This window comes from uncultured Tenacibaculum sp. (genome assembly GCF_947502995.1).
Classification (GTDB): domain Bacteria; phylum Bacteroidota; class Bacteroidia; order Flavobacteriales; family Flavobacteriaceae; genus Polaribacter.
This window is the reverse complement of record NZ_CANNBW010000019.1, coordinates 64,339-87,792: the sequence shown is the minus strand read 5'-3', so window position 1 is coordinate 87,792 and position 23,454 is coordinate 64,339. Positions and strand designations below refer to the sequence as shown.

Below are 23,454 nucleotides of genomic sequence, written 5' to 3'. Positions count from 1 at the left end.
TTACTATCTGTTTATTTTCCTGAAAGATGTGTTAGCCCATTGAATTCTAGCTTTACCACCTTTTACACGATATGCACCGTATCTAATTCCAGATTCTCTTCCTCTTTGAGGTTGAGGAATATTCCAGAAAAAAATTTTATTGCCAATAACGGCATTAGCATACTGTATTTTTTTACCATTTTCAGTTCTAAATCCAACTTTTAATTCAAAATTGGTAGGTCTACCTTTATCTATTCTAGTTAACTTAACAAGTTTTCGACCATTTTTACCAGAACCACCTCTGTAATTAATTTGTTCTCTATAAATATCAAAAGCAATTTGTGTTCTTCTACCTTGTCTGTCTTTACCATAAACTGGTTTAGCTAAGTATAAACAAATGGCTGGATCTGGAGAACCACCTCCACCAATGTGTTTTCCTTTGGCCTGTGCAATGTAAGTACCATCATTACTAGAAGAAGTAGTATTACCAACTTGTAATATTCGTACAGTTCCTTTAAATTCTACAAAACTTCCACTTTTATTGTTTGATCTAGGAAAAGATCGTTCCATCCTAGGTTGTAATCTTCCACCAAAGTGATTAGAATTCTCAGCGATTTGATAATTACCATAAATGGTATTTCCCTCTTTAGTTTCAAAATAGTCGGAGAAACAAGTTCGATCGTCAATTTTACCATCATTTACTGGGTTTTTTATGTCTACTTCTCTTGTAAACATATTTTTTTTACCAGGATTACAATTTGATAAATTTGAATTCTTATTGTAAATGTCAAGAGTTTCTTCTGCGGATAGTTTTGTATCGTCTTGATTTTCTATAAGTTCGTGTTCATTTTGACAGGCAAGTAATAGTATGCCAGTAGTAATAAGTGATACAATAGATTTGTATTTCATTTTTAGGGTTTTATTTTGTATTATTTTCTTTAATGTTACATAGAAAGATGTTTGTTTTTTAGTTTGATTGTAAAGCCACCTTAATAAAAGATGGCTTTGTGTTTACTATAGCTTTGAAAGTAAAATGGTTCTTTTGGTACCATTGTTTTGAATAACTACTACATATATACCTTTCTTGAGAGAAGATGTATCTATTTGGGTACTATTTACATTCTCAACTTCTACTTTTTGGAAAACTTGATTATCAAAGTTTATAATTGAAATGCTATTTTTTCCTGGAGTAAGATTTTTTATTGTCAACAAGTTTCCTTTGTTTGGATTAGGGAAAACTGTTGGTTGAATATTAGAATTGTTACTTCTTGAGGTTATTTCGTTTTGAGAACAATTAGGTTTAGTTTCAGTATTACTAAAATAGATTGTAAAATCTTTATCTCTGGAAACCATTACGAAATTATTTTGATGTTTTGCAACCCAGTACGAACCATCTAAACGATCTATTTCTGAATTTGTAATAGTGATGTGTGGATTAGGATTAGAAAAATCATATGTGATGTTCTTTTTTAAATCTACATAGTATTTTGGAACTCCATTATCGGTATTTATTGCAAATCTTCTAAGTCTACCTTGAGCTGCATTCCAATTGATTCTAAAACGTCTTAAATTAGTTAAACTAGGTCCGTTGTTACCCAAAATATGAGCATATAAAAAAGAAACATCATTAAAAGAAGGTAAACCATTTTGAGCTGGTGTTCCAAAGTTGCAGTTATTGTTATTATCTTCTGATGTAACTTTAATAGTAATTTCATCTTCCGAAGATGCACCTTTGTCATCAGTAGCTTTTACAGAAATCGTATAATCATCTGCGGTAAGATCTGAAATTGAAAATAGATAAGGTTTAGTATTCGTTTCATCTATTTTTTCACCATTAACATAAAGCTCCACATTTTCAATATTTCCATCATTATCTTCAGCGTTAACATTAACTTCAATATTTGTGTCTTCTGTAAATGTGCTATTGTTAGTTGGTGAAGTAATAGTTACAGTTGGTTTTTCATTAGTGCTGTCGTTTTCTTTTACTTCAATAGAAACTTCATCTTCCGAAGAAGCACCTTCGTTGTCAGTTGCTTTAACTGTTATAGTATAGTTTCCAACAGATAAATCTGAGATAGAAAACTCGTATGGTTTTGAGTCATCTTCATCTATTTTTTTACCATTAAGATAAAGTTCAACATTTTCAATACTTCCATCACTATCTTCAGCAGAAACATTTACATTAATTTGATCTTCAATAAAAAATATTTCATTCTGATTAGGAGAGGAGATCGTTACAACAGGCGCGATATTCGTATTGTCTTCACAAGGAACAATGTTCCAAGATGGGCATGATAATACCATAGCTTTTAATGAAAAGTTTGAAATAGGATCAACTCCAGTAGGATTTCTTTTGTTATTCCAAAAATGAATTTCTGAAGGTTTACCACCTTTAGCGCGCATTGAAGGAATTTCATCTGCTCTGTTTCCTAAATTAAAAGTATTATTAAAAACAGCATTTCTATTTCCTGTTTTATAACCTGTTTTTCTATCCTGAAAATCTATAACGGCATTAATAACATCAGAATTTTCTAAGTTAAAAGTATTGTTATACACGAATGTGTATGTCCCTTTAAGATCAATGAATGCGTCAGCGCTATTTTCTCCTGTGATACCTTTAGCAGATAAAGTACAGTTTCTTATAATTGTATTTGTAGTCCCTTCTTTAATATCAAAACATTCAGCAGCAACATTTGGTCCAACAATACAATTTTCAATAGTATTATTATCACAATCTGGATCATAAGGATTGTTGTGTTGAGATTTGTCTGAACCAACATAAATACCTTCACCAAAACCAGGTTTTTTAACTCCTGTATTGGAAACATTACAGTTGATAACTAAATTATTACTAGAACCATCTCTTAAATGAATTCCTTCTTCGCCAATATCTCTAACGGTAATGTTACTAATAATTCCATTGTTTGCGTTATCAAAAACTAAACCTTTAGAACCGTCTTCTATAATAAGGTCTTTAACATGCCAAAAATCACCAAGAATTCTCATTACATAGCCATCATAACTTCCTTCTGGAGCTTTTAAAATTGGAGGTTTATTAGGGTTTTTAGCACGGATAATAATTGGTTTTTCTTGAGTTCCATTTTTATCAGAGAAAAATCTAGAAGCTCTACCATTAGTATTGTCTTTTTCTCTTGGAATATAAGTTCCTTCTGCTATAATAATTTCATCTCCTGGTTTGGCATTTTTCATAGCTTGTAAAATACAGTCCACAGTAGAACATTCTATTTTACCATGACCGGTATCTGGATCAGGGTCTGTATCTGTATCATTTTGCCAGTTTTTAATTAAGTTTTTTATAAAAACACCAGTTTCTGTTAATTCATCATTTTGTAATCCGTTTACTCCTTTATCTTTTAAAACAATAGAAGCTCCTTCAGGTTTATCACTAACAGACCAATTTGCATGGCTAATATGATTTTCTTTTAAAAAATCCATCCAACGTTCAGTTTCAGAAATATTTGCATCACCATTACCAGTAGCATTAACTGCTCCCCATTCTGTAACAAATAAAGCAATACCATTATTTAAGGCAGTTTGCGCTTTATCTCTTAAATATTGAGTATGAGTTCCTGAATAAAAATGTAATGTATATGCAACATTAACATCACTAATAGGATCTTGAGATGCTAAATCTACATCTTGTGACCAAGTTGGAGTTCCAACTACAATTAAATTGTCAGGATCTTCACTTCTAATGGCAGCTATTACAGCTGTTGAGTAGCTTTTAATTTCTTGCCAAGTTTGACGAATTGGTTCGTTATAAATTTCATAAATAACGTTATCGTAATTTCCGTATAAAGCAGCCATTTCCTTAAAAAAGACAACAGCTTCGTCTTCATATTTTTCTGCTTCATGTGTATGCCAATCTATAATAACATACATTCCATTATCGATAGCTGCATCGATAACTTTTCTAATTTTAGCTTTTTGAGCTTCTGGACTATCAATATAACCTCTGCCAGAATCCCAACTTTCTTTTACACCCATTGCAACTCGAATTATAGAACTATTCCAGTTGTTTGACAAATGTGTAACAGTTTCAGCATTGTAAAAGTCTGATGTATCGCCAGCGTTACTCCAAAATAAGCTATTACCAGCTAAGCAGATAGGAGTATTACTTTTATCTACTATTGTATTTCCTTTCACTTGTAATCTACCGTGTTTTTCAACGATAGTTTGACTTGATAGGTTTAATGTAATTAAAGAAAAAATTACATAAAAGCATAGGGGTATACTTATGTTTGTAAGTTTCATGATTTAAAGTTTTTCGTTTGTTTATTTGGTTTTTAACTGATAGCAAGTCAGTTTTTTGTGCTTTTGCACAGGTTTTGTTTGTAAATTAATTGATATAAATATGCATTATTACACAGAAGAGTTGTTAACTGATAATTATTAACAGAATTTGTCTAAGGTTAAACTAATAAACTCAGGGAATAAAATATAGCTACATTGTATCAGTAATAAAGCTTATTATGATGTATATCGCTTAGGTTAAAATGGATATAAGGAACATAAAACCTATAATTGTTTATAGGCTTTATGTTTAAGCAAGATGTTTAACGTTTTGTAAATAAATTTGTTACAGTGTTAGAAACATTTTTTCCAGTTTTAGAATTATAATATGCTCCCCATCTAAACTGATTTTTTGTATTCTTATACCTAACATTTTGATTGTAATCCCAAGATTTTTTCTTCTTTAAAGCGCTTAAAGACTTGGCGTATTTAACTCTTACTTTATGACCGTCAGCTTCTATTCTTATAAAGAAAGATTTACCAGCCATGTTTTCATTAGTTAGTACAGTTCTATTAATTTTAAGACGTCCTCTTTTGTCTATTCTAAGTGCAATTTGAGGCTTACTTTTGTTTACTGAAAAGTATTGCGCTAATGTTAATTCTTCTTTTAAAGCAGTATTTACTTTCATTTTAGCTTCTAAAGTTTTGTATTTTCCTTTACTAGGAGCTTGAGCACCTAAGAAAGCTTCACACCTTGAGTGTTTTGTTTTACCGTCTTTTCTAAAAATAAAATCGTTAGCACCTAACTTAAAAGTTTGAGAAGTTCTTTTAGAGTTCTCAGTATAATAAGGAGATAATCTCTTTTTTAGAGAACCTGAAGGTTTCTTACTAATATTTACACTTCTACCAATTTTACAGAATAGTTTAAGGCTTTTATCATTAGGAATTTTAGCCTGAATGGTATTGGTTTCGTTTAAGTAATTAGAAGTATTTTGTTCTTGAAGAATATCGTCATTAGTAACTAATTCTTCTGAGGAACAAGAAATAAAAAATGATAGTATAGCAAACGCTAATATGTTTTTTGTAATAGAGGTTTTCATAATTTTAGGAGGTTAAATAAATGATTAATAATTTTAAAGATTTTTACAACCTTTATCTTTTGAGTTAACGATTTCTGCTCTTATTCCAAATTCATGAGCAACTTCATCATCAATATTTACAATGAATTTTCGATCTCTTTTTGTATAATCATAGAAATAATCATGAGCATTAACAGTCCAGTAATGACGACCTTGATGTTTTTTACTTCCAAAATCTGCACTTACTTTTCCTTTAAATTCTAATGGAAATTTCCATTTAACTTTATTTATTCTGTGTCTTTCTACTGGTGTAAAGCGGACACATTTTCCAGCTGGTACCCATATACCAGAAGATTTTAGTTCTTGAGAAATTATTTTTAGAAGTAATTTTTCTTCTGATTTGGTTAAAGAAAAACTTTCACTTTCTTCTACACTAAGAAGCGTACCAATATTTAAGGTTATCCCATTAGTTACTGTATTTTCTCCAGTAACAGTTAATGTTGTACCCTTTCTAACAGAAGCAGTCCATTTACCTGGTGACGACATAAATTTTTCTTTACGATCTCTATTCTTATCCACAAAAGCAGACATACCTTTAACTGGAGTCCATTTAGTTAGTTTTGTGTCTTTATCTTCAATTAACCTTCCTGAGGCTCTAAATTCAGCAAAAGATCCAGCTCTATTATTATAGTTGATACCTTTATATCCAATTTGAGTATCATTGATGCTAACACTCCAAGGTCTTCTATTTCCTTTATTTAAAATAAAGGTGAATTTGTTTTTAGCCCCATTTGAGTTTAAAAATGTCTTTTTGCCATGTTCATCTCTAAAGTTTTGTAGATCTTGTCTTGTAACCCTTCTCCATTTTGTGTTAAATACGTCTCTTTTTTTTGATAAAATTTTTTTAGTTCGATTGTTAACTTTGATTATACTTTCTGGTATAATAAAGCTTTCTGTAACCCCACTATTGGTTTCATCGGGGATTAATTGTTCTTCTTGTTTATCACAAGAATGTAAGTGTAGGAAAAGTACTACTATACCTACAGCTGTAATCACTTTTTTCATTATAAAATTATTTAAGAAATTATTAGATACTGCTTTTGTTTTTGCATATACTTTTTGTTTAAAAGCAGTGAAGTTTAGAGAATACTAAAAAGATGTATGTTTATTTTTTATTCTATATAAGCGTGAACTCTTATTTGTTTGCTATTATCTTCACTTACGTTTACAACATATTTACGATCTCTTTCTGTATAATCGTAAAAGAAGTTTTTAGCTGGTACACTCCAGTAGTGTGAACCATGATGCTTTTGAGTCCCATAGTCTGCACCAATTTTCCCTCTAAACTCTAAAGGAATGCTCCAAGTAGATTTATTTGTTTTATGACGTTCTTGTGCTTCCCATACTACTGCCTTTCCTGCCGGAACCCAAATTCTTCCACCTCTTAATACATCGGTAACTTTTCTTGATTCGCTACCTCCTTTGGTTCTATCTAAACCAACAGTAAAAGTATTAGTAGCTTTAAAAGTGTCTGGAACCGAAATTTCTAAAGAAAAACTATGACTAAAACTATTTTTAACACTCCAATTAGTTTCGTTAGTAGTTTCTACTCTCCATTCCCCTGGTAGTTCCATCCATCTTCCTTTTTTAGATCGGTTTCTATCCCATCTAGCAGGTATGTCTTGTATTCTTTTCCAAGCAGTATATGTTGAGTTAGAATTCTTCGTTTTTTTACCAGAAGCTCTAAAATCTGCATTCCAGTTAAATCTACCGTTAGGGTTAGAACCAAATCCAAATTTACTACCATTAATACTAACATTATTAGGTCTTCTACTTCCTCTATTTAAAATAAAAGTGAATCTGTTTTTTAAAGCATCAGTAGTTGTAAAAGATTTTCTACCATGCTCATCTTCAAAAGTTCGAAGATCGTCATATGAAATTCTTTTCCAGTTTGTACTTATGCTGTTAGTATTTCTGTTAGTTAAACCAGATTCTTCACTATCTTTAATGGTTATAGCTGGTCCATAAACATGTTCAGGATGTATGCTAGTTTCGTTTTCAATAATATTTAATTCTTCTTCTTGATTGTCGCACGATTGCAAAAACAATAATGCTGATGTGATACCAATTGCAGTAATTAGTTTTTTCATTGTAAAATGTTTAAAAGGGTTATTAATATTTACTCTTTTATAGTTGGGATAGAGTAAAGCATATACATCTTTTTAGTACTTCAACTAAAATGTTGCAGCAAAGAAAAAACTTGTGTTAAGGAAAAAAGAAAAATCTACAATAAATTAAGTTCGAATAAGGGAGGGTTTTAGTTTAAGTGTTTGATATTGAATTATTTGTTTTTATTGAGGGGGAATGTTCAGATTAAGTGTTTTAAAGTTCAAGTCATTGTTATTTAGTAAGTTATGGCAGAAATTAAAAAGACCGAAATATTAAAAATATTTCGGTCTTTTTATGTTAAAAGTATCGTTTTATGTAGCTTATTTAAATGTAGATGTTACATTAATAGCAACTTCATTCCATGTTTTAGAAACTCCATCAGCTCCTTTGTGTAAATCTTCACAAACTTTGTTTAAAGAAGCGATAGCACTTTGTGCATTCCACTTATCAATATCCATAGTAGTACTCATAGAGAATACTTTGTCATTAATTGTATATTTGAAAGGAAGTTTTTCAGTAACGCTATTCATTGTAAATTCTGCAGTACCTAAACTATCGTTATCAATAGTAATTTTTCCTGTTAAATCTACTGTGTTAGCCATTACAGAGAAGAAAAACTTTCTGATTTTTATGTTTCTTCCATTGTCTTTAGTTTCTAAACTACTTACAGGAATTTTAAATTCAGCACCATTCATTGCCTCTTTAATAGAATTTCCTTCACCACCTTTCGTGATTTCAATTTTTTTAAAAATTCCGTTTACTGGTACTTTATCAGTAGTCTTATATGCAGTAAAATTGATACTATTTGTTGCATTTTTTATAGCAAAAGGAGCAGTTTTTTCTACAGGAGTTTCTGTAGTGGTTTCAACTTCCTTTTTTTCTTCTTTTTTAGCTTCAGATTTGCATGAAGTAAATTGTAAAGATAATACTACAATACTTACAATAGTTAGAAATTTGTTCATCTTGGATCTTATTTTAGATTGTTGGTTAAATTAATACTAATTACTTTTCTATTCGTTTGTTTTCAATAATGATAATCTATTTTAAAATTGAATTAACCAATTTAATGTAATTCTCTTTAGCTTCATTTTCATCCATTCCTTTCAACTGAATCCATGCATTAAATTTAAATGCATTTTTTAAATTGTCTTCATTGTTGTACGAAAAATTATCTCCTTTTGTAGCTTGTTTATAATATGCATATAAACGTAACTGAACATCTGGAGCGAATTTTTTTGTAGTATTATTCGCACGTTCAAAGGCATCAGAAAAAAGCTTATCTAAATCAGAAATCATTTTATATACAATAATGTATATACAAATATACGAAGGGGGCAAGGAAAAACAAGCTGTCTAGACGATCTAAAAGTCCACCATGACCAGGCATAATTGTACCACTGTCTTTTACGTTTGCTAATCTTTTGAATTTGCTTTCAACTAAATCACCATAAGTTCCAAAGACAGAAATTAAAATAGCGATAATAGCCCAATTAGTTAAACTTAACAGTTGTGTATACTTACCTATTAATAAACCAGTAAAAATTGAGAATATAAAACCACCTATAAAACCCTCTATAGTTTTCTTTGGTGAAATTCGCTCAAATAGCTTTCTTTTTCCAAAGTTTTTACCAACTAAATAAGCAAAACTATCATTGGCCCATATTATTAAAATAACAAATACAATTAATTGTGGTTTGTAATTTTCTTGGTCAAAAGGTAAAAAGGCTAAAAATAGAAAAGGAATAATAAGATAGTTTAGAGTTAAAAACATTCTATTAAAAAAACTTCTAGTTCTAATTTTTTGATCATATAAATCTACTATTAAATACAATAAGTAGATTATAGTAATAATTAAAAAATATAAACTTATATCGTCTGTTAAAGAATTTGTGTATTTCAAATATACACCACCTAGAAGTAAAGGTATAAATCCTAAAATTTCTCTAGTATTAATTATTTTAGAGAACTCCCAAATACATATAGAACCAAAGATTGTTATTAATGAAATATAACTTTCTTTTGAAAAAACAATACAGAAGATAAAAAGTGCAGCATAAACAATTGCTGAAATAATTCTTGTTAAAAAATTACTCATAATTACAAATCTTCGAATAATAATAAATATAAATTTTTTGAATTACGATTGAATTCTAAGATATCATCTTTAGAATCTGTTATAGAGTAATTTTTTATAGAACTTATATTTGTAGGGATATTCCCTTTAAAATTCATTTTAATTCCTGTTAAACCTTCACCAATATTCTTTACTAGTTGGCTTGTGGTAGCATATACAATAAAATCATTAGACAGTTGTGCTAATTTTTGACTTCCTAATTGATTAGAAGAAAATAAAATTTCTCCAGAATTAGCAATCAAATGTTCACACCCTGTAAGAATAGGCATTGTATTGGTTAACTTTTCGTTTGTTTTTACAGGAATATTGGTTGTAAGTTTTAACAGATCAATGTCATTACAAGAAATTTCATTCCATCCATTTTCTGCAATAATATGCTTTAAATTATGAACGACTTCTTCAATTTTTGTACTGTATAAAAACTTACCGCCTTTATTAATAAAATAATGTACAAAAGAATCGTCCAATGATAAATTGACAGGTTGTTTTTTTATCAATTTATCATTAGACGACTCTTTATCTATATTAAATAACTTTCTTAAAAAATTCATTTAAAAGTTACTAGTTATACTATTCTTCAGTAGAGTTTAATTCATCAGATATTTTTTCATCTTTTTCAAAAGGTCTCTTACCGAAAATTTCTATTAAATCATCTTTAAAAATAACTTCTTTCTCTAGAAGTTTTTGTGCTAAAATATCTAATTTGTCTTTATGCTGATCTAAGATTTCTATTGCTCTTTGATATTGTCCTTCAATAATTTTAGAAATCTCTTTATCGATAGTTTTAGCAGTTTCTTCACTATATGGTTTTACAAATGAATCATTTCCAGAAGAATCGTAATAAGTTACATTACCAACTTCATCGTTTAATCCATAAACCGTAACCATAGCACGTGCTTGTTTAGTAACTTTTTCTAAATCACTTAAAGCACCTGTAGATATTTTATCAAAAATTAACTTTTCAGCAGCTCTACCGCCCATTGTAGCACACATTTCGTCAAGCATTTGCTCTGTTTGTACAATTTTACGCTCTTCAGGTAAGTACCATGCAGCTCCTAAAGATTGTCCTCTAGGAACGATTGTAACTTTAACTAATGGAGCAGCGTATTTTAACATCCAACTTACAGTTGCATGCCCAGCTTCGTGATAAGCAATAACTTTCTTTTCTTTAGGAGTTATCACTTTGTTTTTCTTTTCTAAACCACCTACAATTCTGTCAACAGCATCCATAAAGTCTTGGTGGTGTATAGCAGTTTTATTGTTTCGGGCAGCAATTAAAGCAGCTTCGTTACATAAATTTGCAATATCGGCACCAGAGAAACCAGGAGTTTGTTGTGCTAAGAAGTCTAGCTTTACATCTTCTGCAAGTTTTAGTGGTTTAATATGTACATCAAAAATCTCTTTACGCTCATGTAAGTCTGGTAAATCAACATATATCTGACGATCGAAACGACCAGCACGCATTAAGGCTTTATCAAGGATTTCGGCACGGTTTGTAGCGGCTAATACAATAACGTTCGTATCAGTTCCAAACCCATCCATTTCAGTTAATAACTGGTTTAATGTATTTTCACGTTCGTCGTTACTACCAGTCATACTATTTTTTCCACGAGCACGACCAATAGCGTCAATCTCGTCAATAAAAATTATAGAAGGAGATTTTTGTGTAGCTTGTTTAAATAAATCACGCACACGTGAGGCACCAACACCAACAAACATTTCAACAAAATCAGAACCAGATAGAGAAAAGAAAGGTACTCCAGCCTCACCAGCTACTGCTTTTGCTAATAAAGTTTTACCTGTTCCTGGAGGTCCTACTAATAAAGCTCCCTTTGGAATTTTACCACCCAATTTAGTGTATTTATCAGGGTTCTTTAAGAAATCAACAATTTCTTGTACTTCTTCTTTGGCACCTTCTAAACCAGCAACATTTTTAAAAGTAGTTTTTACTTTGGTGTTTTCATCAAATAATTTAGCTCTAGATTTTCCAATGTTGAAAATCTGTCCGCCTCCACCAGCACCACTACCACCACCAGACATTCTTCTCATGAAGAATAACCAGATAGCGATTAATAAAATGAAAGGTAAAAAACCTAAAACAGTATCTAAAATACTTGTTCTTTCTTTGTACTGATAGTCTAATGATAAATTATTCTTTTCTTTAGCACGCTCTATTTTATTTTCAAAATTTTGAAGATCACCAAAGTTGTATTCATAAAGAGGGCTACCTTTTCTGTAAAATGGATTTTTTACAATTTTACCATATTTTTCTTTAGCTTTTATAGCTTCTTCTTTGATATATATCTCAGCTCTTGAATTATTTAAAATAAGAACTTTATCAATATCATTGTCATTTAAAATTTCATTAAAAGCAATAGAAGATAAGTCTTTTCCTTCTGTAAATCCGCTAGATCTACCAAAAAGAGTCATCCCTACTAAGAATAAAATTAATATTATATAAATCCAGTTCGAGCCTAGATTAAAGTTTGAAGTGTTTTTTTTCTTTTCGCTCATAAGTGTAGGTGAAAAATTATAGAATTATGCGGGGTTAATCTCGGTAATTTTAGCATCCCCCCAAAGACTTTCTATGTCGTAATAATCTCTAACGTGTTTTTGGAAAATATGAACAACAACATTTACATAATCCATTAAAACCCATTCTGAGTTTCCTTGACCTTCAACATTAAAAGGTTTGTCTTTGAGTTCTTTACTAACTACTTTTTGTACCGAACCAGATATAGCATTTACTTGAGTATTAGAATTTCCTGTGCAAATTACAAAATAATCACATACTGTATTCTCGATATCTCTTAAGTCTAGTAATTGAATATCTTCTCCCTTAACATCGTCTATCCCTTTGATTATTGTAGCGATTAAATCGTCTGTACTTGCTTGAGTTTTTGTCATTAAATATTTTTAGTTTTTAGCAAAGTTATTACTTTTTTGTGAGTAATTTACGTAATATTGACACGAGTTCATTATTATTAATCGTGTATGAATATAATCAAACTTGATGCCACTGAGTCTACCAACTCTTTTTTGAAAGAATTGTCAGTAAATTCAGACCTTCCAAACTACACTGTTGTTGTAACTGATAAACAAACTTCTGGCAGAGGGCAAATGAATACAAAATGGATTTCTGAACCTAATAAAAACCTGTTATGTAGTGTTTATATTACTTTTTCAGACTTTCCAATTAGTAAACAAGTATATTTAAATTTTGCTATTGCAATAGCTATACATGAAGCTTTATCTAGTTTTGGACTGCCAAATTTAGATATTAAATGGCCAAACGACATTCTGTCAGGGAAAAAGAAAGTTTGTGGGATTTTAATTGAAAATATTTTAAAAGGTAATAAGATAGATGCCACAATTGTTGGTATAGGTATCAACGTTAATCAAAATAGCTTTTCTGATGAGATACCCAATGCAGCTTCAATTAAAAATATTACAGGGGAATCAGCTGCAATAGATGATGTTTTATTTAATGTTGTAAAAAAAATTGAAGAAAAAGTTCTTTTATTATCGACAAAACAATATGAGGTTTTAAAAAACGAGTATCATAATGTTTTACATAAAAAAAACATCCCTAGCATGTTTAAAGATGATAAAGATGTTGTTTTTATGGGTAAAATATTAGAAGTAGATACTTCTAATGGAAAACTACTGATAGAACTTGCTGATGAAACAATACGATCGTTCCATTTAAAAGAAGTTACTTTCGTGTAATTTATAGTTTTCCTAAATTTTCAGTAAGTGTATTAATAAAGTTAGTTAATGGTTTTTTTACCATCATAGCCATCATAGGGTTAAAGCTACTTTCAAATTTTAACTGAACATTACTTTCACTATCAGATACTTCTTGTATATCTGCTGATAAAGTAAAAGGTAATTTGCTACTTGCTGCTCCTAAAGTAACATTTGAGTATTCAGTTTTTTCTTTCATCACTAATCTAATTTCTGGCATACCTTTTAAACCAAAAATGAAAGATTCTCCGTCTACTTCAAACTTTTCAGTATTTTCTGGCATTAATACTTTAAAGTTCTCTAACTGAACTAAAAACTCGTACAAATCTTTTTGAGATTTATTTACATTAACGTTATTTCCTTCAATATTCATTTTTATGGTAGATTTAAATGATCAATATATAATTATTGTTCCCATTCACTTGGATTTAATCTCCAATTTCCTAGGGTTTGTAATTCTTTTTGAGTAATATAATTACTTTCTAAAGCTTGTTCTAGTAAGTTTTCATAATTACTAAGCGTAGAAAAATCTAAATTATATTCACTGAATGTTTCTTCTGCAATAGAAAATCCATAAGAAAAAATAGCAACCATACCTTTAACAGTAGCATTTGCTTCTTTTAAAGCTTTAATAGCATTTAAACTGCTTTTTCCAGTACTTATTAAATCTTCTACAACGACAACATTTTGTCCACTTTCTAAAAAACCTTCAATTTGATTTTTACGGCCATGTTTTTTTGGTTCTGGTCTTACATAAACAAAAGGAAGACCTAATTCCTGTGCAACTAATACTCCAATTGCAATAGCACCTGTAGCAACACCTGCGATTACATCTGGTTTTCCATATTTCTCTTCAATTAGTTTCGCTATTTTTTCCTTTAAGAAGTTTCTTACCGGTGGATAAGAGAGTGTGACTCTGTTATCACAATAAATTGGAGATTTCCAACCAGAAGCCCATGTAAAAGGCTCATTTGGACTTAGTTTGATGGCTTTAATCTGCAAAAGAAGTTCAGCAGTTTTTTTTGCAGTATCTTTGTTTAAAATCATAGCGCAAATGTATAAAGTTTTTGTGAATGATCGACCTATAATATTTACTTCTTCACTAAAAAATGAAGAAAATTTTTCTTTATTAAACGTCAAAGATATTGTAATACGTAGTGTTATAAAGCAGGTAAAAACAGGTAAATTAAAAGGTGTATACCTATATTCTGAAGATATAGAAAACGATTGGAAACAATTCTGCAATCAATATAACATGATTAAAGCAGGTGGTGGACTAGTGTGCAATGCTAAAGAAGAGCTTTTATTTATTTTTAGAGCAAGGAAATGGGATTTGCCTAAAGGAAGAATTCATGGAAATGAAGATATTGAAGAAACTGCTGTCAGAGAAGTGGAGGAAGAGTGTGGAATAAATAATGTTATTATAAAAAAATTTTTACTTAATACTTATCATTTCTACTATCACGAAAAGAAATTAAGATTAAAGAAAATATATTGGTATTTAATGTATACAGATTATTCTGGTAAACTAACACCTTTGTTAGAAGAAGGAATTAAAAGAGTTAAATTTAAAAATCCTTCTCAAGTAAAAGCAGCTTTACAGAATACATATGCCAATGTTAGAAGCGTTCTAGAAGAATACTACAAATTATAAAACTAAATACTGTCACACTGTCATTAAAATTTATCGATTACTGTCAAAACAATAGTTTTTTTCTAATGGCATAACCTTTGACTATTTCTACTCGTAAAATTTAGATTAAAAATAAAATCGATTATAAAGTTATGAGTAAAATTATAGGAATAGATTTAGGTACTACCAACTCATGCGTTTCTGTAATGGAAGGTAATGAGCCAGTAGTAATTCCTAATTCAGAAGGAAAAAGAACTACACCTTCTGTTGTTGCTTTCGTAGAAGGAGGAGAACGTAAGGTTGGAGACCCAGCAAAACGTCAGGCAGTAACTAACCCAACTAAAACGGTTTATTCTGTTAAACGTTTTATGGGAAATAAATATTCTGAAAGTTTACAAGAAGCAGAAAGGGTACCTTACGAAGTAGTAAAAGGAGATAACGATACACCTCGTGTAAAGATTGACGATCGTTTGTATACACCGCAAGAAATTTCTGCAATGGTGTTACAAAAAATGAAGAAAACTGCTGAAGATTACTTAGGGCAAGATGTTGCTGAAGCAGTAATTACAGTTCCAGCTTATTTTAACGATGCTCAACGTCAGGCTACAAAAGAAGCAGGAGAGATTGCAGGATTAAAAGTTCGTCGTATTATTAACGAACCTACTGCAGCTGCTTTAGCTTATGGTTTAGATAAGGCTGATTCTGATAAGAAAATTGTAGTATTTGATTTCGGTGGAGGTACACATGATGTATCTATCTTAGAATTAGGAGATGGAGTATTTGAAGTATTAGCAACTGATGGAGATACTCACTTAGGAGGAGATGATGTTGATGAAAAAATCATTAATTGGTTAGCAGAGGAGTTTAAAGCTGAAGAGAATATGGATTTACGTAAGGATCCTATGGCTTTACAGCGTTTAAAAGAAGCTTCTGAAAAGGCAAAAATAGAATTATCTAGTACTACATCTACTGAGATTAACTTACCTTATATTACAGCTACTGCTAGCGGACCTAAACACTTAGTGCGTACATTAAGTAGAGCAAAATTTGAGCAGTTAATCGACGATTTAGTAAAGAGAACTATAGAGCCATGTCAAACTGCTTTAAGAAATGCAGATTTAAGTACTTCTGATATTGATGAAGTAATCTTAGTAGGAGGTTCTACTCGTATTCCTGCAATTCAGGAAGCTGTAGAAAAATTCTTCGGAAAATCTCCAAGTAAAGGAGTAAATCCAGATGAGGTAGTTTCTTTAGGAGCTGCAATTCAAGGAGGAGTTTTAACAGGAGATGTAAAAGATGTATTATTATTAGATGTTACACCTTTATCATTAGGAATTGAAACAATGGGTAATGTATTCACGAAGTTAATTGAAGCGAATACAACTATTCCAACTAAGAAATCACAAGTATTCTCTACAGCTGTAGATAACCAACCTTCTGTAGATATTCACGTGTTACAAGGAGAGAGAGCAATGGCAGCTGATAATAAAACAATTGGACGTTTCCAATTAGCTGATATTCCTCCAGCACCAAGAGGTGTTCCTCAAATCGAAGTAACATTTGATATCGATGCGAATGGAATTATTAATGTTTCTGCTGCTGATAAAGCTACTGGTAAAAAGCAAGATATTCGTATTGAAGCTTCTTCTGGATTAACTGATGAGGAAATCCAAAAAATGAAAGCTGATGCTGAAGCAAATGCAGAAGCTGATGCTAAAGCTAAAGAAACTGCAGATAAAATTAACGGAGCAGACTCTATGATTTTCCAAACAGAAAAGCAATTAAAAGAGTTTGGTGATAAGTTATCAGCAGATAAAAAAGCTCCAATTGAGTCAGCTTTAGAAGAGTTAAAGAAAGCTCATGAGAGTAAAGATTTAGCACAAATTGATGCTGCAATGGAGAAAATTAATGAAGCATGGAAAGTTGCGTCTGAAGAAATGTATGCTGCACAACAACAAGCTGGTGGAGCTGCAGGTGGACCTCAAGCTGATGCTGGAGCAAATGCGCAAGCGGATAGCAATGATAATGTAGAAGATGTAGATTTCGAAGAAGTGAAGTAATTCACAACTTTTACATAAATTTAAAAGAGGGTTGTTCTAATTTAGAACAACCCTCTTTTTTGAATAAAAATAGACATTAGGAAACATAAATTTGACATTAGGAAATATATAAATCTATTGTTGATGCATTTTTCAGTTATTAAGGTTTTATTAGGATTAAATAATTACTTAAATGATGAGAAAAATAGTAGTGTTTTTTTTGATTGTGATAGCCAACTTAGGTTGTGAAAAAAAAAGTTCACAATTAACCACAAAGGAGAAAATTGAAGATTTTGAGTTTTTGTACAAAGAGTTAAAAGAATCTTATCCGTATTTTCATATTAACAAAAGACTAAATAATATAGATTGGTTGTCGAATAAAAATCTCTATTTAGATAATGTATTAAAAACTAAAAATGACAAAGAGTTTTTAAATGCAATCAATGAAATTCTAGATGATTTAAATAACGATCATACCGATATTTATCCTACTTTAATTTATGATTATTTTTTAAAAGCTTATCAACGAGGCTTTAAAAAATATGGTCTTTATAAAGCTTATGTTGAAGAATTAGAAAAAACAAACACAATTAAAACTAATTATTGGAGCTTAATTGACAAAGAGTTAAAAAAAATAGAAGTATCTAATAAAAATTTAAAAGAAACTGAAAAAGAGGTTAATTTAATTGTAGACGAGAAAAAGGAAGACTCCATTGCTATTATAAAGATAAGGTCTTTTAGTTACGATCTAATAGAGCAAGATTCCGAAAAGTTGCAGATATTTTTTCAAAATAAACTTAATGATTATTCGAGTTTAATCATCGATATTCAAGGAAATAAAGGAGGTGATACAAGTTATTGGTCAGATAATATTATAAGTTATTTAATTAAAGATACTTTAAAATATACTGTTAATTATGGATATAAAACCTCTGAAAGAATTAAAAGGTTTAAACCGGATTATTTTAAGAAAAATGGTAGCTATAAAGATTTAGGTTTAGAAAAAATACCTCAGGAATTAAAATCTCAAGAATATTTAATTTATTCAACTAAACACAAGATAAATCCTAAATCAAATCAAAGGTATCAAGGAAAAGTTTTTTTATTAGTAGATAAAGAAGTTTACTCAAGTGCAGAAGCTTTAGCACATTTTTTTAAAACAACTAAAATCGGAATGGTAATTGGGGAACGCACCAACGGAGATGGAGTAGGAACTGATCCTCTTTTATTAACTCTGCCTAATAGTGGTTTAGTAGTAAGGTTTACAGGAGAAATGGGCTTAAATCCAGATGGTAGTGCTAATGAAGAAACTAAAACAATACCAGATATACTTATATCTGCAAAATCACCAGAAGAAAGATTAAATAATTTATTATCAGAAATCAGAAATAATTAAAACATTATTTTTAAGCTAAAGTTTCAAGTTAAAAATAAGTAGTTTTGATGATTATGAATAAAGTTACATTACTATTATTTTATATTTTACTGTTCTCTGTTGTTGAAGCTTTTTCACAACATCCTGTGTATACACAACTCACAGAAAAAGACGGATTACCGGATATTGAATTTTATGGTATTGTAGAAGATAATAAAGGTTTTATTTGGTTAGCAGCAGATAAAGGTTTATTCCGTTATGATGGAAAGAAATTTAAAAACTACACACATCCAGATAAAAGAGGTTTATCTGTTTTTGGAGTAAAATTAGATAGTCAGGGTAGAGTTTGGTGTAATAATATATCAGGGCAGTTTTTTTATGTTGAAAATGATTCACTAACACTATTTAAAGATGTAAAAAATGAAGCAAAAGGACAGCTAACAAATTTTGTGTTTTTTGAAAATAAACTCGTCATTTATTACTACAGGGAAATTATTTTAGTTGATTTAAATAATTCAAATACTGTAAAAAAAATTAATGATGATCGTAAAACTATATCTGTGATTAAAAATGAAAGAAACCTTTCATACATCATAGAAGATCATAAGTTTAGTATTGGGGTTGGTGGGGAGTCAACTATAGAAAAGAAGTTCAAAAATAAATTACAGTCAAATTTTTTCTACATCAATTGGAATTTTATTCCTTTTAGAGGAAAAAACTTTTTTTTAGGATTAGAAAAACTAGCAACAAAAGTAAATAAAGAAAACAATAGGTTAGTATTAGAAACCCAAGATAGTTTAGCAGAAATCAAATTACCTGATATTCTAAAATATACTCCGTATATCGATTATTACAAATACGAAGATTTACTATGGTTAGCTACCGAAAATGGTGTCTTTATTTGTGATTATGATGATTTAGCGGGTGAAATTATAATTAAAGATCATATTTTTAAAGGTAGGAGAGTTTCTAAAGTTATTAAAGATAGAAATGATAATTATTGGTTTACTACGCTAAGAAACGGTGTTTATATTGTTCCTAATATTCATTTAAATGAACTTAAGTTCGATTTAACAGATGCTAATATAACGGCAATGAGTAAAATAGGAGAAGATAAAATATTAATAGGTTCTTCTAAAGGTAATCTTGATTTAGTAGATGTAAACACAAAAAAACGAACAAAATTACCAACGTTAAAAAAGGAAAAAGTTTTTGCAATTGTTGAAATTAATGAAAGTAAGGCCATTGTAAGTTATGAATCATATACTGTAATTATAGATGTTAATGATTTTAGTTATGAATATGTATTCGACTATTATCTTACTGGAATAAAAGATTTTTCATTTGTAGAAAAAAACAAAGTTTTAGTGGCTTGTTACAATTCTGCGGCAGAATTAGAATTAAGCTCAAAAGAAATTAAAGCAAAACCACTAGGAGCATTACGTTCTTACACTACACATTATAGTAAAAAAGATAATAAGAAATATGTGGGTTACGTGGATGGAACTAGAGTTTACGATGAAAATAAAGAGATGAAGATATTGCATGAAGATAGAGAAATATTTACAATAGATATTGGAGAAACTAATGATGGAACAGTTTGGTTATCTACATTTAAGAAAGGGATTTTGGGTGTTAAAGAGAATAATATTTATATAAATTATAACAGAGATAACGGGTTATTATCAAATCTAACAAGAGAGATTAAAGGAGATGGAGATAATTTATGGATTTCAACTACTAATGGAGTACAGTTATTAAACACAAAAACTAAAAAGTTTAGAAATTTAACTAGAAGAGATGGAATAAATACATATAATATCACAGATATTATACCTTTTGAAGATAAATTGTTTTTTAGTTCTAATAAAGGAGTTATTGTAGTTGATAGGGAAAGGTTATTTAAAAAAGTGAATACACTTGAATTTTATTTTACAGATGTTTCAATTAATGATAAAACTAGAGAAATAAAAGAGAAATACGATTTGAACTCTGATGAAAATAAGGTGCATTTTAAATTTCAAATTAATGGTTTTTTATCAGAAGAAAATGTTCAGTATTCATATAAATTATCGAATAAAAAAGATAGTGGTTCATGGAATAATCTTGATGAAAATATAAATCAAGTCACTTTTAATAATTTGGCGTCTGGTGCATATGAATTTACGCTGAAAGCAACATCAATAGATAATCCAAAAAATAAATTTTCTAGAAATATAAAATTTGCAATCGCTTTACCTATTTATAAAGAATGGTGGTTTATAATTTCTATTTTTTTATCAGGTGTTTTGTTTATTTGGTATCGTTTCAGTATTCGACTTAAAAGAGTTAAAAATAGACAAGAAGTAGCTTTAGAAAAAGCACGATTACAGAAAGAGTTGGTGTCTACAAAATTAGAAACTTTACGTTCTCAAATGAATCCACATTTTACATTCAATGCATTAAATTCAATACAAAATTTAATTTTAAAGAACGATAAACAAGAAGCGTATAACTATTTAACAAAATTTTCATCTTTAATCCGTGAAAACTTACATTTAAGTACTCAGAATTTTGTTGTTTTCGAACAAGAGCTATCGCTTATTAATCGATATCTAGAGTTAGAAAAACTCAGATTCAAAGAGAATTTTATATATCAAATTATTCTTGGTGAAGATGTTGAAGAGGTTAAAATACCTACGATGATTATTCAACCTTATGTAGAAAATGCAATAAAGCATGGTTTGCTCCATAAAAAAGAAGGAATTAAAAGAATAAAAATAGAGTTTTACATTAGTGAAGGCGTTTTAGTTAGTAAAATTTATGATAACGGAATTGGTATAAAAAGATCAAAAGAAATTCAAAAAGCGAATGGAGTGAAAAGAAAATCATTTTCAACAAAATCAATTCAAGAACGATTATTATTTCTTAGAGATTACTACAAAACTGATATTGGAGTAGAGTATCCAGAAGTTAAAGAAGGTACTATCGTGATTATTAAAATTCCATATTTAGCTTAGTTCATTTTAAGTTTTAGCTGTTCGGAAACTTTTTTATGTCGTTAAGAAAGTAAATTTTCTAACTTTCATATTTATGTTAGTATTTGTGGAGTTGAATGAAAAGGTTTTTAGAAAGATATATTTATAATCAAGATTTAACGCTACAAGGGTTAGATGCAAAAAGAATTACGATTCTAAATTTTTGCTGCTTAATGATGGGGCTGGATATCGTGTTTTTTACAATTAAAAGATTTTTTGAAAAAACACTAACATCTGAGATAGCGTATTTTTATACTGCTTTTTTAACATTGTTTGTTATCGTTTACACATTACAAAAAGCAAGATGTTATATAACAGCTAGAGTACTATTTTTGTGCTCTTATATTATAGCAGTAGTTGGTTTAACTCATATTTTATTTGAATATGAAAATACAGAATATAATTACTTAGCACTTCCTATTTTAGCCTTGTTCTTTTTTGATAAAAAATGGGTGCATTATATGACTTTACTAATATCAGTTGGTCTGTTTTTTATACCTTATTATGTGACGCAAAAAAGAAATATAGAGAATTTCGTTCCGGAAGAAAAGATATTCCTATTTGTGATTTTATTTCTAGTCGTAAATTTTTTTAAAAATTTAAATGATTCAAATGAGAAGAAACTCAAAAAAGCCTATGTAGAGTTAGAGGAAAAAAGAAAAAATGAATTTGCTCATTTACAATTGAAATCATTAAAAGCACAAATGAATCCACATTTTATGTTTAACGCGATGAATTCAATTCAAAATTTAGTATTGAAAGGAGATAAGCATAAAGCTTACGATTATTTAACCAAGTTTGCTGCTTTAATAAGAGAAAACTTAAACATGAGTGAGAAAAGTTTTATTTTCTTTGATGAAGAATTACTTTTATTAGAAAAATATTTAGAATTAGAGAAGCTCAGATTTCGTACAAACTTTGAATACAGTATAAATGGAGGAGAAAATTTATTTAATATTAAAATTCCTTCAATGATAATTCAACCATTTGTAGAGAATGCGATTAAACATGGTTTACTACACAAGAAAGAAGGTGTAAAAAAAATAATTTTAAAGTTTGAATTAAAAGAAGTCTTACATTGTACTATTATTGATAATGGTGTTGGTATTTCAGAGTCAGAAAGAATAAAGCAAAGAAATGGAATAAAATCTACTTCATTATCTACTAAATTGATTGAGGAGAGATTAATGTTGTTAAAAGATTATTATAAATCGAATATTGGTTTTAACTATGAAAAAGTAAAAGAAGGAACAAAAGTAATTATTAAAATACCTTTTATAATAGAAAATGAATAAAGTAAAAGCAATATTGGTAGACGACGAATTAAATGCTAGAGAAAACTTAAGGTATTTATTAGGAGATTTTTGTAGTGAAGTTGAAATAGTAGGTGAGGCTTCAAATATAGATGATGCGGTTATTCTAATAGAAAAAGAAATTCCAGATTTAGTGTTTTTAGATATAGAAATGCCAGAAAAAAATGGTTTTCAAATTTTTAATGAGTTCGAGGAAATTAATTTTCAAGTTATTTTCATAACAGCTTACGATCAATACGCGATAAAAGCTTTTCAAGTAGCTGCAATAGATTATTTGTTAAAACCTGTTGAGGTAAGTTTATTACAAAATGCAGTAAAAAAAGCAAAAGAATTTATCAATCAAAAAAAGTCTGATACTAGAATTTCAGTATTAAAAGAAAACAAAAAAAAGCTAAAGAAAATAGCAATCCCATACAAAAACGATTATGCAATTATCGATACAAAAGATATTATTTGTATTCAAGCAGATCGAATGTATTCTATTATTTATACAATTCAAAATAAAGAATATATAGCATCAAAAAAATTAAATTACTACGAGAATTTATTTGAAAATGAAGTTTCTTTTACAAGAGTTCATCGATCTTGGATTGTAAATACAGATCATGTAATTATCTATTCAAAAAGAGAACGACAATTAAAGTTAAGCCTAGAAAAATTAATACCAGTAAGTAAAGGTTATAAAGAATCTTTTGAAGCTTCTTTCACTTCGTAA

Annotated in this window: 20 protein-coding genes; 7 read left to right on the top strand and 13 right to left on the bottom strand. The window is 29.4% G+C overall.

Annotation, left to right across the window (positions count from 1 at the left end; genetic code table 11):
• Positions 1–3 precede the first annotated feature (3 nt).
• The 11 genes from Q1A46_RS15945 to rsfS form a co-directional block, all read right to left on the bottom strand.
• A complete protein-coding gene (locus Q1A46_RS15945) occupies positions 4–888 on the bottom strand; it encodes a hypothetical protein (RefSeq protein ID WP_299680981.1) in 885 nt (294 codons plus the stop codon).
• 105 nt (positions 889–993) lie between these two features.
• A complete protein-coding gene (locus Q1A46_RS15940) occupies positions 994–4,254 on the bottom strand; it encodes a cellulase family glycosylhydrolase (RefSeq protein WP_299680978.1) in 3,261 nt (1,086 codons plus the stop codon).
• Between the two features lie 302 nt (positions 4,255–4,556).
• A complete protein-coding gene (locus tag Q1A46_RS15935; protein ID WP_299680975.1) occupies positions 4,557–5,333 on the bottom strand; it encodes a hypothetical protein in 777 nt (258 codons plus the stop codon).
• Between the two features lie 33 nt (positions 5,334–5,366).
• Positions 5,367–6,377 carry a hypothetical protein gene (locus tag Q1A46_RS15930; protein WP_299680972.1) on the bottom strand — a complete coding sequence of 337 codons (1,011 nt, stop codon included), beginning with the start codon at positions 6,375–6,377 and terminating at the stop codon, positions 5,367–5,369.
• Between the two features lie 107 nt (positions 6,378–6,484).
• Complete coding sequence (locus tag Q1A46_RS15925; RefSeq protein WP_299680969.1) at positions 6,485–7,462, bottom strand: hypothetical protein; 978 nt, start codon at positions 7,460–7,462, stop codon at positions 6,485–6,487.
• 339 nt (positions 7,463–7,801) lie between these two features.
• On the bottom strand, positions 7,802–8,443 hold the full coding sequence (locus tag Q1A46_RS15920; RefSeq protein ID WP_299680965.1) for a YceI family protein: 642 nt from the start codon (positions 8,441–8,443) through the stop codon (positions 7,802–7,804).
• A 76-nt stretch (positions 8,444–8,519) separates the two neighbouring features.
• Positions 8,520–8,777, bottom strand: a complete 258-nt coding sequence (locus tag Q1A46_RS15915) for an acyl-CoA-binding protein (RefSeq protein ID WP_299680962.1) — start codon at positions 8,775–8,777, stop codon at positions 8,520–8,522.
• A 1-nt stretch (position 8,778) separates the two neighbouring features.
• The gene (locus tag Q1A46_RS15910) at positions 8,779–9,576 is read right to left on the bottom strand and encodes a phosphatidate cytidylyltransferase (protein ID WP_299680959.1); all 798 of its coding nucleotides are present in this window, start codon (positions 9,574–9,576) and stop codon (positions 8,779–8,781) included.
• Positions 9,577–9,578: 2 nt separating this feature from the next.
• Positions 9,579–10,166, bottom strand: coding sequence for a hypothetical protein (locus Q1A46_RS15905; protein WP_299680956.1), 588 nt, complete (start codon positions 10,164–10,166; stop codon positions 9,579–9,581).
• A 19-nt stretch (positions 10,167–10,185) separates the two neighbouring features.
• Entirely contained in the window at positions 10,186–12,129 is a 1,944-nt protein-coding gene (gene ftsH / locus Q1A46_RS15900; RefSeq protein ID WP_299680953.1) for an ATP-dependent zinc metalloprotease FtsH, read from the bottom strand.
• 24 nt (positions 12,130–12,153) lie between these two features.
• On the bottom strand, positions 12,154–12,522 hold the full coding sequence (gene rsfS, locus Q1A46_RS15895; protein ID WP_095070708.1) for a ribosome silencing factor: 369 nt from the start codon (positions 12,520–12,522) through the stop codon (positions 12,154–12,156).
• Positions 12,523–12,609: 87 nt separating this feature from the next.
• Between rsfS and Q1A46_RS15890 the strand changes: the two genes are divergently transcribed.
• Positions 12,610–13,344: a biotin--[acetyl-CoA-carboxylase] ligase gene (locus tag Q1A46_RS15890; RefSeq protein ID WP_299680946.1), complete on the top strand. Its 735-nt coding sequence runs from the start codon at positions 12,610–12,612 to the stop codon at positions 13,342–13,344.
• Between the two features lies 1 nt (position 13,345).
• On the opposite strand, the gene Q1A46_RS15885 is transcribed toward Q1A46_RS15890, so the two are convergent.
• Positions 13,346–13,735, bottom strand: a complete 390-nt coding sequence (locus Q1A46_RS15885; RefSeq protein WP_299680943.1) for an SRPBCC family protein — start codon at positions 13,733–13,735, stop codon at positions 13,346–13,348.
• Between the two features lie 32 nt (positions 13,736–13,767).
• The gene (gene pyrE / locus Q1A46_RS15880) at positions 13,768–14,409 is read right to left on the bottom strand and encodes an orotate phosphoribosyltransferase (protein WP_299680940.1); all 642 of its coding nucleotides are present in this window, start codon (positions 14,407–14,409) and stop codon (positions 13,768–13,770) included.
• A gap of 7 nt (positions 14,410–14,416) precedes the next feature.
• On the opposite strand from pyrE, the gene Q1A46_RS15875 reads away from it, so the two are divergent.
• The 6 genes from Q1A46_RS15875 (at position 14,417) to Q1A46_RS15850 (ending at position 23,454) form a co-directional block, all read left to right on the top strand.
• Complete coding sequence (locus Q1A46_RS15875) at positions 14,417–15,016, top strand: NUDIX hydrolase (RefSeq protein ID WP_299680937.1); 600 nt, start codon at positions 14,417–14,419, stop codon at positions 15,014–15,016.
• 131 nt (positions 15,017–15,147) lie between these two features.
• Positions 15,148–17,055: a molecular chaperone DnaK gene (gene dnaK / locus Q1A46_RS15870; RefSeq protein WP_299680934.1), complete on the top strand. Its 1,908-nt coding sequence runs from the start codon at positions 15,148–15,150 to the stop codon at positions 17,053–17,055.
• Positions 17,056–17,230: 175 nt separating this feature from the next.
• A complete protein-coding gene (locus tag Q1A46_RS15865) occupies positions 17,231–18,430 on the top strand; it encodes a S41 family peptidase (protein ID WP_299680931.1) in 1,200 nt (399 codons plus the stop codon).
• Positions 18,431–18,483: 53 nt separating this feature from the next.
• Positions 18,484–21,408, top strand: coding sequence for a histidine kinase (locus Q1A46_RS15860; RefSeq protein ID WP_299680928.1), 2,925 nt, complete (start codon positions 18,484–18,486; stop codon positions 21,406–21,408).
• A gap of 95 nt (positions 21,409–21,503) precedes the next feature.
• Positions 21,504–22,721 carry a sensor histidine kinase gene (locus Q1A46_RS15855; protein ID WP_299680925.1) on the top strand — a complete coding sequence of 406 codons (1,218 nt, stop codon included), beginning with the start codon at positions 21,504–21,506 and terminating at the stop codon, positions 22,719–22,721.
• Positions 22,714–23,454, top strand: coding sequence for a LytTR family DNA-binding domain-containing protein (locus Q1A46_RS15850; RefSeq protein ID WP_299680922.1), 741 nt, complete (start codon positions 22,714–22,716; stop codon positions 23,452–23,454). Before Q1A46_RS15855 ends, Q1A46_RS15850 begins: the two co-directional genes overlap by 8 nt.

Coding starts and splice junctions, on each gene's coding strand:
- dnaK (WP_299680934.1), top strand. CDS start 15,148: ATGAGTAAAATTATAGGAATAGATTTAGGTACTACCAACTCATGCGTT.
- pyrE (WP_299680940.1), bottom strand. CDS start 14,409: ATGATTTTAAACAAAGATACTGCAAAAAAAACTGCTGAACTTCTTTTG.
- Q1A46_RS15875 (WP_299680937.1), top strand. CDS start 14,417: ATGTATAAAGTTTTTGTGAATGATCGACCTATAATATTTACTTCTTCA.
- Q1A46_RS15910 (WP_299680959.1), bottom strand. CDS start 9,576: ATGAGTAATTTTTTAACAAGAATTATTTCAGCAATTGTTTATGCTGCA.
- Q1A46_RS15920 (WP_299680965.1), bottom strand. CDS start 8,443: ATGAACAAATTTCTAACTATTGTAAGTATTGTAGTATTATCTTTACAA.
- Q1A46_RS15865 (WP_299680931.1), top strand. CDS start 17,231: ATGAGAAAAATAGTAGTGTTTTTTTTGATTGTGATAGCCAACTTAGGT.
- rsfS (WP_095070708.1), bottom strand. CDS start 12,522: ATGACAAAAACTCAAGCAAGTACAGACGATTTAATCGCTACAATAATC.
- Q1A46_RS15890 (WP_299680946.1), top strand. CDS start 12,610: ATGAATATAATCAAACTTGATGCCACTGAGTCTACCAACTCTTTTTTG.
- Q1A46_RS15915 (WP_299680962.1), bottom strand. CDS start 8,777: ATGATTTCTGATTTAGATAAGCTTTTTTCTGATGCCTTTGAACGTGCG.
- Q1A46_RS15855 (WP_299680925.1), top strand. CDS start 21,504: ATGAAAAGGTTTTTAGAAAGATATATTTATAATCAAGATTTAACGCTA.
- Q1A46_RS15885 (WP_299680943.1), bottom strand. CDS start 13,735: ATGAATATTGAAGGAAATAACGTTAATGTAAATAAATCTCAAAAAGAT.
- Q1A46_RS15905 (WP_299680956.1), bottom strand. CDS start 10,166: ATGAATTTTTTAAGAAAGTTATTTAATATAGATAAAGAGTCGTCTAAT.
- Q1A46_RS15945 (WP_299680981.1), bottom strand. CDS start 888: ATGAAATACAAATCTATTGTATCACTTATTACTACTGGCATACTATTA.
- Q1A46_RS15935 (WP_299680975.1), bottom strand. CDS start 5,333: ATGAAAACCTCTATTACAAAAAACATATTAGCGTTTGCTATACTATCA.
- Q1A46_RS15930 (WP_299680972.1), bottom strand. CDS start 6,377: ATGAAAAAAGTGATTACAGCTGTAGGTATAGTAGTACTTTTCCTACAC.
- Q1A46_RS15860 (WP_299680928.1), top strand. CDS start 18,484: ATGAATAAAGTTACATTACTATTATTTTATATTTTACTGTTCTCTGTT.
- Q1A46_RS15940 (WP_299680978.1), bottom strand. CDS start 4,254: ATGAAACTTACAAACATAAGTATACCCCTATGCTTTTATGTAATTTTT.
- ftsH (WP_299680953.1), bottom strand. CDS start 12,129: ATGAGCGAAAAGAAAAAAAACACTTCAAACTTTAATCTAGGCTCGAAC.
- Q1A46_RS15850 (WP_299680922.1), top strand. CDS start 22,714: ATGAATAAAGTAAAAGCAATATTGGTAGACGACGAATTAAATGCTAGA.
- Q1A46_RS15925 (WP_299680969.1), bottom strand. CDS start 7,462: ATGAAAAAACTAATTACTGCAATTGGTATCACATCAGCATTATTGTTT.